We start from the raw sequence: 10,828 nt of genomic DNA on the forward strand, positions 1-10,828 counted from the left end.
GACGAACGCCCACGTCATCCTCGAAGCCCCGGCCCAGCAGCCCGCGCCGGCCCCCGTCGCCGGGCTGCCGGTCGTCCCCGTGGTGCTCACCGCCGCCGACGCGGCCGGTCTGCGAGAAGCCGCAGAGCGGGTTCGGCGGGGACTTCCGGCCGACGCACCCCTGGACCAGATCGGCCGGACCCTCGCGACCCGCGCGCGTCTGCGCCACCGGGCGGTCCTCCTCGCGACCGACCGCACGGAACTGGACGCCGGGCTGACGGCGGTGACCGCCGGGACGCACGAGACGGCCGGAGTGGCCGGCGCCGGTGGACTGGCGATGGTGTTCACCGGTCAGGGTGCGCAGCGGGTCGGTATGGGCCGGGAGTTGTATGAGGCGTTTCCGGTGTTCGCGGCGGCTTATGACGAGGCGTGCGAGGCTTTGGGTCTTTCGCTGGGTGGTCTCGATGCGGCGCGGTTGGAGCAGACGGGCTGGGCGCAGCCGGCGGTCTTCGCGCTTGAGGTGGCGTTGTTGGCTCTGGTGCGTTCGTGGGGGCTGGAGCCGGATGTGGTGGTGGGGCATTCGGTGGGGGAGGTCGCGGCCGCGTATGCGGCCGGGGTGCTCACTCTGGCGGATGCGGCGTCGTTGGTGGCTGCGCGGGGCCGGTTGATGCAGGGGCTTGCGTCTGGTGGGGCGATGTGGGCGGTGGGGGCGTCGGAGGCGGAGGTGCGGGAGGCGTTCCCGGACCTTGACATCGCGGCCGTGAACGGGCCTGAGGCCGTGGTGGTGTCCGGTGTGGAGGGGGCGGTCGGTGAGGTGGCCGGGCGGGGGTGGAAGACGACGCGGCTGCGGACCAGCCATGCGTTCCACTCCCGTCTGATGGAGCCGATGCTGGACGACTTCCGTGCGGTGGTGGAGACGCTTGCGTTCGCGGAGCCGGTGCTCCCCGCTGTCTCCACGGTGACGGGTGCTCTGGTCACTGCTGGTCAGTGGTCGGATCCGGAGTACTGGGTGCGGCAGGTGCGTGAGCCGGTCCGGTTCGCCGACGCGGTTGCCGCCCTGGACGCGGGCCGGGTCCTGGAACTCGGCCCGGACGGGATACTCACCGCGCTGGTCGGCGATATCGCTCCGGACAAGATCGCCGTAGCCGCGCTGCGCCGCGACCGGGACGAGTCCACGACGTTGCTCAGCGCCGTCGCCCGGCTGTTCGTCCACGGGCAACCCGTCGAGTGGCGCGCGGTGCTCGGTGACGGCGCCCGCGCCGAACTGCCCACCTACCCGTTCCAGCACCAGCGGTACTGGCTGAACCCGACACCACCGTCCGGTGACGTGACCACCGCCGGCCTCGACGCCCTCGATCATCCATTGCTCACGGCATCCGCCGAACTCCCCGACTCCGACGCGCTGTTGTTCACCGGCGTACTCACGACGGAAGGCCAGCCCTGGCTCGCCGACCACCGCGTCCACGACACACCGGTCGTCCCGGGCACCGCGCTGGTCGAACTGGCCCTGGCCGCCGGTGCCGGCGCCGGGACGCCGGCGCTGGACGAACTGGTGCTGCGGGACCCGTTGCGCCTGCCCGACGGAGTACCCGTCCGGTTGCGCGTGCTGGTCGCCGCACCCGACGACGCCGGACGACGAGCACTCACCATCCACTCCCGGCCCGACGACGACCCCACCGCATGGGCCACCAACGCCACCGGCCTGCTCACCTCCCCCACCGAGTCCGCCGACGACGGCACGGAACTGGTCGTATGGCCACCGGTCGGGGCGGAGGCGCTCGACCTGGACGGCCTCTACGACGCGTTCGCGGACGCGGGCCTGGACTACGGGCCGGCGTTCCGAGGGCTGCGGCGGGTCTGGCGTCGCGGCGAGACGGTCTTCGCCGAGGTGGCCGTCGACCAGCCGACCGACGGATTCGGTGTACATCCGGCCCTGTTCGACGCGGCCCTGCACGCCCTCGGCGTCGGCGGGTTGCTCGCGGCCGAAGGCGCCCAGCTGCCCTTCACCCTCTCCGGCGTCCGCCGGGATCGGCCGGCGGGCTCGACCCTGCGTGTACGACTGACGGCCGGTACGAGCACGGGCACCGTACGGCTCACACTGGCCGACGCCTCGGGCCTCCCGGTGGCGGAAGTCGAGAACCTCACCTTCCGCCCTGTGGCCGCCGGCCAGGTGGCGAACACGGCGGATCGATACCTGTTCGGTGTGGAGTGGGTGCCGCAGGAGGTCTCCCCGGCCGCGGAGGCTCCGGTGGTGGTCAGGCTGGGTGACGCGCTCCCGGCACCGGCGCCCGTGGTCTCGGTCGACGCGACGGCGTCCGGCCCGGCCCGGGACCGGGCCGGTGCTCTGCTGGCGTTGTTGCAGGGCTGGCTCGAGGATCCCGCGTGGGCCGGGTCCCGGATGGTGGTGCGCACTTACGGTGCGGTCGGTGACGAGGTGACCGATCCGGACGGTGCCGCGTTGTGGGGTCTGGTCCGTTCGGCCCAGTCGGAACACCCGGACCGTGTCCACCTGCTGGACGCGTCCGCCGACGCCTTCTACCCCGTACCCGAGGCAGTGGTGCGTGAGGGTGTGCTCACCGTTCCCCGTCTGACGCGGCTCAAGGCCTTGCAGCCGGTCGTGTTCGGTGAGGGCGCGGTCGTGGTCACCGGTGCCACCGGCACCCTGGGCCGTCTCATCGTCCGCCACCTCGTGGACGTGCATGGGGTGCGGCGTCTGGTGCTGCTGTCCCGCTCCGGTGGGTCGGTGGAGGTCGAGGGTGCGTCAGTGCGTGTGGTGGCGTGTGACGTGGCGGACGCGGATGCCGTGGCCGACGCGTTGCGGGGGGAGACGGTCACGGCGGTCGTGCATGCGGCGGGTGTCCTGGACGACGGTCTGCTGAGCGGTCTGACCCCGGAGCGGCTGGACGCTGTCTTGCGTGTGAAGGTGGACGCGGCCCGCAATCTGCTCGCGGCGACGCGGGGGCAGACTCTGTCGGCGTTCGTGTTGTATTCGTCGGCTGCGGGTCTGTTCGGCAACGCGGGTCAGGCCAACTATGCGGCGGCGAACGCGTATCTGGACGCTTATGCCACCCGTCTGCGTTTTGGGGGTGTTCCGGCGACGTCACTCGCGTGGGGTCTGTGGGATGCGGGCATGGGCGAGGCTCTCACCGGCACCGGCCGGGACCGTATGCGGCGGGGCGGCATCCTGCCCCTCACCGCCGAACAGGGCCTCGCCGCCTTCGACGCCGCACTCGGCACAGCGGCTCCTGTGGTCGCCCCCCTGGCCCTCGACACCACCGCACTACGCAACGCGACCACGATCCCGCCCCTGTTCCAAAGCCTCGTGCCCGCCCGTACCGTCACCCCGGCCGCCGACGGACTCGGGCGGCGGCTGGCGGCACTGCCCCCGGCCGAACGCGACCACGCCGTACTCGGCCTGGTCCGGGCCCAGGTCGCCGAGGTGCTCGGTTACGCCTCGGCAGACCAGGTGGCCGCCAACCGCGCCTTCACGGAGCTGGGCTTCGACTCCCTGACCGCGGTGGAGCTGCGCAACCGCCTGACCTCCGCGACGGGGCTGAGACTGCCCTCCACGCTGGTCTTCGACTATCCGACGGTGGCCGCCCTGGCCGCGTTCGTCGCGGGAGAGGTCACGGGCCGGAGCACCGCCGCAGTGGCCGTCAGCACCACGGCCGAGCCGGACGAACCCATCGCGATCGTCGGTATGGCCTGCCGTTACCCGGGCGGGGTGAGCAGCCCGGACGAGCTGTGGGACCTGGTCGCCAACGGCCGTGACGGCATCGTGCCCTTCCCGGAGGACCGGGGTTGGGACGTCGAGGCGCTCTACCACCCGGACCCCGACCACCCCGGCACCTCCTACACCCGCCAGGGTGGCTTCCTCGCGGGTGCGGCGGACTTCGACCCGGGGCTGTTCGGGATCTCGCCGCGCGAGGCGCTGGCCATGGACCCGCAGCACCGCCTGCTGCTCGAAACCTCGTGGGAGGCGTTCGAGCGGGCCGGCATCGACCCCGGCACGGTCGCGGGGACGCGGACCGGGGTGTTCGTCGGCGTCATGTACAACGACTACGGCCTGGTACTCGACCAGTCCGCGGACAACACCGAGGGCTTCCTCGGAACCAGCGGCAGTGTCGCCTCCGGTCGTGTGTCGTACACGTTCGGCCTGGAGGGGCCGGCCGTCACCGTGGATACCGCCTGCTCTTCGTCGCTGGTGGCGTTGCATCTGGCGGTGCAGGCGCTGCGCAGTGGCGAGTGCGACGCGGCGCTGGCCGGTGGCGTCACCGTGATGTCCACGCCCGGGACGTTCGTCGGGTTCTCGCGGCAGCGGGGTCTGGCGGCCGACGGCCGCTGCAAGTCGTTCGCGGAGGGCGCGGACGGCACCGGCTGGGGCGAGGGCGTGGGCATGCTCCTGGTCGAGCGGCTCTCCGACGCCCGACGGCACGGGCACCCGGTGCTCGCCGTCGTCCGCGGCAGCGCGGTCAACCAGGACGGCGCCTCCAACGGGCTGACCGCGCCGAACGGTCCCTCCCAACAGCGAGTGATCCGACAGGCGCTGGCCAACGCACACGTCTCCGCCGCCGACGTGGATGTGGTGGAGGCGCACGGTACGGGTACGGCGTTGGGTGATCCGATCGAGGCGCAGGCGTTGCTGGCGACGTACGGGCAGGACCGTGCGGCCGGTGAGCCGTTGTGGCTGGGCTCGGTGAAGTCCAACCTGGGACACACGCAGGCGGCTGCGGGCGTGGCCGGGATCATCAAGATGGTGCAGGCGATGCGGCACGGGGTGCTGCCCCGTACCCTGCATGTCGACGAGCCCTCCTCGCAGGTGGACTGGGCCTCGGGTGCGGTGGAGCTGCTGACCGAGGAACGGCCCTGGGATGTCGAGGGCCGGCCGCGGCGTGCGGCGGTGTCGTCCTTCGGTATCAGCGGGACGAACGCCCACGTCATCCTCGAAGCCCCGGCGCAGGACGCCCCGGAGCCGGTGGCCACGTCTGAACCGCCCGCGCTCCCGGTGACCCCGGTCGTACTGGCGGCGGCGGACCACGACGCGCTCCACGCCCTGGCCGATCGGCTCTCGGACCGGCGTGACCTGCCGCTGGCCCGCATCGCGGCGGGACTGGCCGGCCGGACCGCACTGCCACAGCGCGCGGTACTGCTCGTCGAAGACGACGCGGCACTGCGGGAGACGCTGAGCGCGTTCACCGAGCGGGCCGTCACCGGAACCGCCACCGAAGGACGGCTGGCGATGGTGTTCACCGGTCAGGGTGCGCAGCGGGTCGGTATGGGCCGGGAGTTGTACGGGTGCTTCCCGGTGTTCGCGGCGGCTTATGACGAGGCGTGCGAGGCTTTGGGTCTGTCGCTGGGTGGTCTCGATGCGGCGCGGTTGGAGCAGACGGGCTGGGCGCAGCCGGCGGTCTTCGCGCTCGAGGTGGCGTTGTTGGCTCTGGTGCGTTCGTGGGGGCTGGAGCCGGATGTGGTGGCGGGTCATTCGGTGGGGGAGGTCGCGGCCGCGTATGCGGCCGGGGTGTTCACCTTGGCGGATGCGGCGTCGTTGGTGGCTGCGCGGGGCCGGTTGATGCAGGGGCTTGCGTCTGGTGGGGCGATGTGGGCGGTGGGGGCGTCGGAGGCGGAGGTGCGGGAGGCGTTCCCGGACCTTGACATCGCGGCCGTGAACGGGCCGGAGGCCGTGGTGGTGTCCGGTGTGGAGGGGGCGGTCGGTGAGGTGGCCGGGTGGGGGTGGAGGACGACGCGGCTGCGGACCAGCCATGCGTTCCACTCTCGTCTGATGGAGCCGATGCTGGACGACTTCCGTGCGGTGGTGGAGACGCTTGCGTTCGCGGAGCCGGTGCTCCCCGCTGTCTCCACGGTGACGGGTGCTCTGGTCACTGCTGGTCAGTGGTCGGATCCGGAGTACTGGGTGCGGCAGGTGCGTGAGCCGGTCCGGTTCGCCGACGCGGTCGCCGTCCTGGACGCGGGCCGGGTCCTGGAACTCGGCCCGGACGGGATACTCACCGGGCTCGTCGCCGGTCTCCGCCCCGAGCTGACCGCGGTGACCGCCCTCCGCAAGGACCGACCCGAGACGGAGACCCTGCTCAGGGCGCTCGCCGAACTGTTCGTGGACGGCCAGTCCGTCGACTGGGCCGCGCTGGTCGGCCGGGCCGCCGTGGACCTGCCGACCTATCCGTTCCAGCACCGCAGGTTCTGGCCCCGCCCGCGCACCGGCACCGCCGGTGACGTCACCGGCCTCGGCCTCACCGGCACCGGCCACCCGATCCTCGGTGCGGCCGTCGAGGTGCCCGGTTCGGGCGTGGTGCTGTTCACCGGGTCGGTGTCCGCGTCGAGTCACCCCTGGCTGGTCGACCACACCGTCCACGGCCGTACGGTCGTCCCGGGCGCCGCGCTGGTCGAGATGGCCCTGGTCGCCGGTGCCCAGGTGGGTACACCGGTGCTGGACGAACTGCTGCTGCGGGCCCCGCTCGTCCTGCCCGACCGGGGGACCGTACAGATACGCGTCACGGTGGACCCGCCGGACGACGAGGACAACCGGGCGCTGAACGTTCACGCCCGTACCGGAGCCGAGGAGCCCTGGACCGAGCACGCCACCGGGCTGCTGTCCGAGGCGACCGGCGAGGAGCCGGACGCCGTCACCGTGCCGGCCGACGCCGAGGAACTCGACCTCTCCGGGGTCTACACGGCGATGGAAGCCGCGGGCCTGGGATACGGGCCGGGCTTCCAGGGGCTGCGACGGGTCCGGCGGACCGCGAACGAGGCGTTCGCCGACATCGAGTTGACCGAACCGGTCGGCGACTTCACCCTCCACCCGGCCCTGTTGGACAGCACGCTGCACGCGGTCGCCGCCGCCGGACTGCTCGGCGACGAGGCCGACGTCCACCTGCCGTTCGCGTTCTCCGGTGTCCGGCTGACGGCCGGCGGGGCGACCTCGCTGCTCGTCCGGCTCACCCCGAACGGCCCCGGTGGTGTGCGCCTGACGATCGCGGACGGCACCGGACTGCCCGTGGCCGCGATCGAACGGGTCTCGCTGCGGCCCGTACCGCACGAAACCCCGGACCGGACCGGCGAACCGGCCGGTCTCCACACGGTGGACTGGCGACCCGCCTCCACCCTCGTCCACACGGGGACGGGCGACACGGCCGGGTGGCATCGCCTGCCGTTCGGCGACCCCCTGCCCACCCTCCCCAGCACGCCCCAGGTCGTCCTGCTCGACGCCACCGTCCCACCGGAGACCGGGCCTGAATCGGTCCGGCAGGCGCTCACGGTCGCGCTCACCACCCTCCAGACCTGGGTCACCGACCCGGCCTGGGCCACCAGCCACCTCGTGGTGCTGACCTCCGGAGCGGTCGCCACGAGCCCGGCCGACCACGTCCCCGGACTCACCTACGCCCCGCTGTGGGGCCTGGTCCGGGCCGCCCAGACCGAGAACCCCGGCCGGATCACCCTCGTCGACACCGACGCGGAGACCCGAACGGACCCCCTCCTCGCGGGCATCCTCGAAGCCGGACTCGCCCAGGCCGCACTCCGGGGCGGCACCGTCCTCGTCCCACGCCTCGCCCCGGCCCCGACACCGGACGCGCCGTCCGCACCCACCCTCGGCGACAACAGCGACAGGACCGTCGTCCTCACCGGCGCCACCGGAGCGCTCGGTACCGCACTCGCCCGCCACCTGGTCGTCACACACCGGGTGAAGGACCTGCTGCTGGTCAGCCGGCGCGGCCCCGACGCCCCCGGCGCGGCGGCCCTGGTCGACGAACTCACCCACGCCGGCGCCCGGGTACGGCTCGAAGCATGCGACCTCGCCGACCCGGACGCCGTACGGCGGTTGCTCGGTCCGGTCGACGTCGGCGCGGTGCTGCACGCCGCCGGCGGCACGGACGACGCGATGCTCACACGGCTGACGCCGGACCGGCTCGCGGCCGTCCTCACCGCCAAGGTGGACGCCGCGATGAACCTGCGCGCGGCCACCGCCGACCGGCCCCTCGGCGCGTTCGTGCTGTTCTCGTCCGTCGCCGGGCTGCTCGGCAACGCCGGACAGGGCAACTACGCCGCCGCCAACACGTTCCTGGACGCCTACGCCGCCCGGCTGCGGGCCGAAGGGGTCCCGGCGACCTCGCTGGCGTGGGGGCTGTGGGAGACCGGACTCGGTGCCTCCCTGACCGACAACGACCGTGACCGGCTGCGCCGCGGCGGCATCGTGCCGCTGCCCACCGAAGCCGCGCTCACCCTCTTCGACACGGCCCTGCGCACCGACACTGCCCTGCTCGCGCCGGTCGGCCTCGACCTGGCCGCGCTCCGTCCGGCGGCCCTCGCCGGCGGGCTCCCGGACATGCTCACCGGCCTGGTACCGGCACCGACCCGACGGGTCCCGGCACCGGCCGGAGCGGCGGCCCACCCCCAGACCGCCCCCGGCGGCCGGGACCGGGCGCTGGCCCGGCAGCTGGCCGCGCTGAGCGCCACCGAGCAGACCCGGACGCTGCTCGGGCTGGTCCGCACGCACGCCGTCGCGGTACTCGGTCACCGCGACCCGGCCGGGATCGGCGACGGCCGTGCCTTCGGCGACCTGGGCTTCGACTCGCTCACCGCGGTCGAGTTCCGCAACCGCCTCGCCGCCGACACGGGGCTGCGGCTCGCCCCGACGCTGATCTTCGACCACCCGACACCGCTCGCGCTGGCCGAGGCACTCCGCGACCGGCTCGCCCCCGAGGAGACCGACGGCCGCGACACGACCCTGCTGGCCGAACTGGCCGGACTCGAAGCCAGCCTGGCGACCAGCACCCCGAGTGAAGCGACCAGGACGGCGGTCGCGCTCCGGCTGCGGGCACTGCTCGCCGGCTGGACCGGTACCGACCGGACCCCCGCCGGCCCGTCCGACGCCCCGGCGGACACCGACACCGACGCCGACATCGCGGCAGCCGACGACAACGAGCTGTTCAGCCTGCTCGACAACGAACTCGGCGCGAACTGACCCTCACCTACCTGGAGTTGGCGAAAGACATGGACACCGAAGCGAAGCTCCGCGACTACCTCAAGCGGGCGACCGCCGACCTTCGTCAGGCCCGTCGCGACCTCGTCGACGTCCAGGAGAAGGCCGCCGAACCGATCGCGATCGTCGGCATGGCCTGCCGCTACCCCGGCGGCGTGCGCACCCCCGAACAGCTCTGGGAACTGCTGGACGCCGGCCGGGACGCGATCACCGGCTTCCCGCAGGACCGCGGCTGGACCGTGGAGGACGGCGAACACACCTCCGAGAGCGACTTCGCCCGGGAGGGCGGCTTCCTCACCGACGCCGCCGAGTTCGATCCCGCCGTCTTCGGTATCTCCCCGCGCGAGGCCCTCGCCATGGACCCGCAGCAGCGGCTGCTGCTGGAGTGCGCCTGGGAGGCGTTCGAGCGGGCCGGACTCGACCCGCTCGGCGTCAAGGGCACCCGTACCGGGGTGTTCGCCGGGGTCATGTACCACGACTACGCCGCCCAGCTGACGACGCTGCCCGACGGCGTCGAGGGGTACCTCGCCACCGGCACGTCCGGCAGCGTCATCTCCGGTCGCGTCGCCTACACCTTCGGCCTGGAGGGCCCCGCCCTCACCATCGACACGGCCTGCTCGTCGTCGCTGGTGGCGCTGCACCTGGCCGTGCAGTCGCTGCGCCGCGGCGAGTGCGCGATGGCCCTGGCCGGCGGTGTCACCGTGATGGCGAGCCCCAGCACGTTCGTCGAGTTCGCCCGGCAGGGCGGGCTGGCCGCCGACGGACGGTGCAAGCCGTTCGCCGCCGCCGCCGACGGCACCGGCTGGTCGGAGGGCGTGGGCGTGCTGCTGGTGGAGAGGCTCTCCGACGCCCGGCGCCTCGGGCACCGGGTGCTGGCGGTGGTGCGGGGCAGCGCGGTCAACCAGGACGGCGCCTCCAACGGCCTGACCGCCCCCAACGGCCCCTCCCAGCGGCGGGTCATCCTCGACGCGCTGGCCGACGCCCGCCTCACCCCCGCCCAGATCGACGCGGTCGAGGCCCACGGCACCGGCACCCGCCTCGGCGACCCCATCGAGGCCCAGGCCCTGCTGTCCACGTACGGCGGCGACCGGTCGGCCCCGCTGCGGCTCGGCTCACTGAAGTCCAACCTGGGACACACCCAGGCAGCCGCCGGCGTCGGCGGCGTGATCAAGATGGTGCAGGCCATGCGCCACGGCGTCCTGCCGAAGACCCTGCACGTCGACGCGCCCTCCCCGCACATCGACTGGTCCACCGGCACCCTGGAGCTGCTCACCTCCGCCCGCCCCTGGCAGACCGCCGACGACACCCCCCGCCGGGCCGCCGTCTCCTCCTTCGGGTTCAGTGGCACCAACGCCCACGTCGTCCTCGAACAGGCCCCGGCCGCCGACCCGGCCCCGGCCGGCACCACGGACGTCGTACCGCTGCCCCTGGCCGCCGCCGACCCGGCCGCACTGCGCGCCCAGGCCACCACGGTCCTCGACCACCTGCGCACCACCGGCGCCTCCCTCGCCGACGTCGGCGCCACGCTGGTCACCCGCGCCGGGCTGCCCGCCCGTGCGGTCGCCTGGGACCTCGAAGGCCTCGCGGCGGTGGCCGACGGCCTCGGCCAGGTCGCCGGATCGCCGCTCGGCACCTCGGACGTGGTGTTCGTGTATCCGGGGCAGGGTGGTCAGTGGTTGAACATGGCGGTCGGGTTGTTGGACTCGCCGGTTTTCGCGGGGCGGTTGCGGGAGTGTGACGAGGCGTTGCGGCCGTTCGTCGGGTTCTCGGTCGAGGAGGTTGTGCGGGGTGGGGATGGCTGGCTGGCGCGGGTGGAGGTCGTGCAGCCGGTGTTGTGGGCGGTGGGTGTGGCGTTGA

At 73.4% G+C, this 10,828-nt stretch carries 2 protein-coding genes; both read left to right on the forward strand.

All coding sequences use genetic code 11. The features are described from left to right. Positions 1-79: 79 nt before the first annotated feature. Positions 80-8,953, forward strand: coding sequence for a type I polyketide synthase (locus tag KUM32_RS31260; RefSeq protein ID WP_217145334.1), 8,874 nt, complete (start codon positions 80-82; stop codon positions 8,951-8,953). A 29-nt stretch (positions 8,954-8,982) separates the two neighbouring features. Further along, a partial coding sequence (locus KUM32_RS31265) for a type I polyketide synthase (RefSeq protein ID WP_217145335.1) occupies positions 8,983-10,828 on the forward strand: 1,846 nt, incomplete at its 3' end.

The organism is Streptomyces sp. AC627_RSS907, assembly GCF_019049165.1.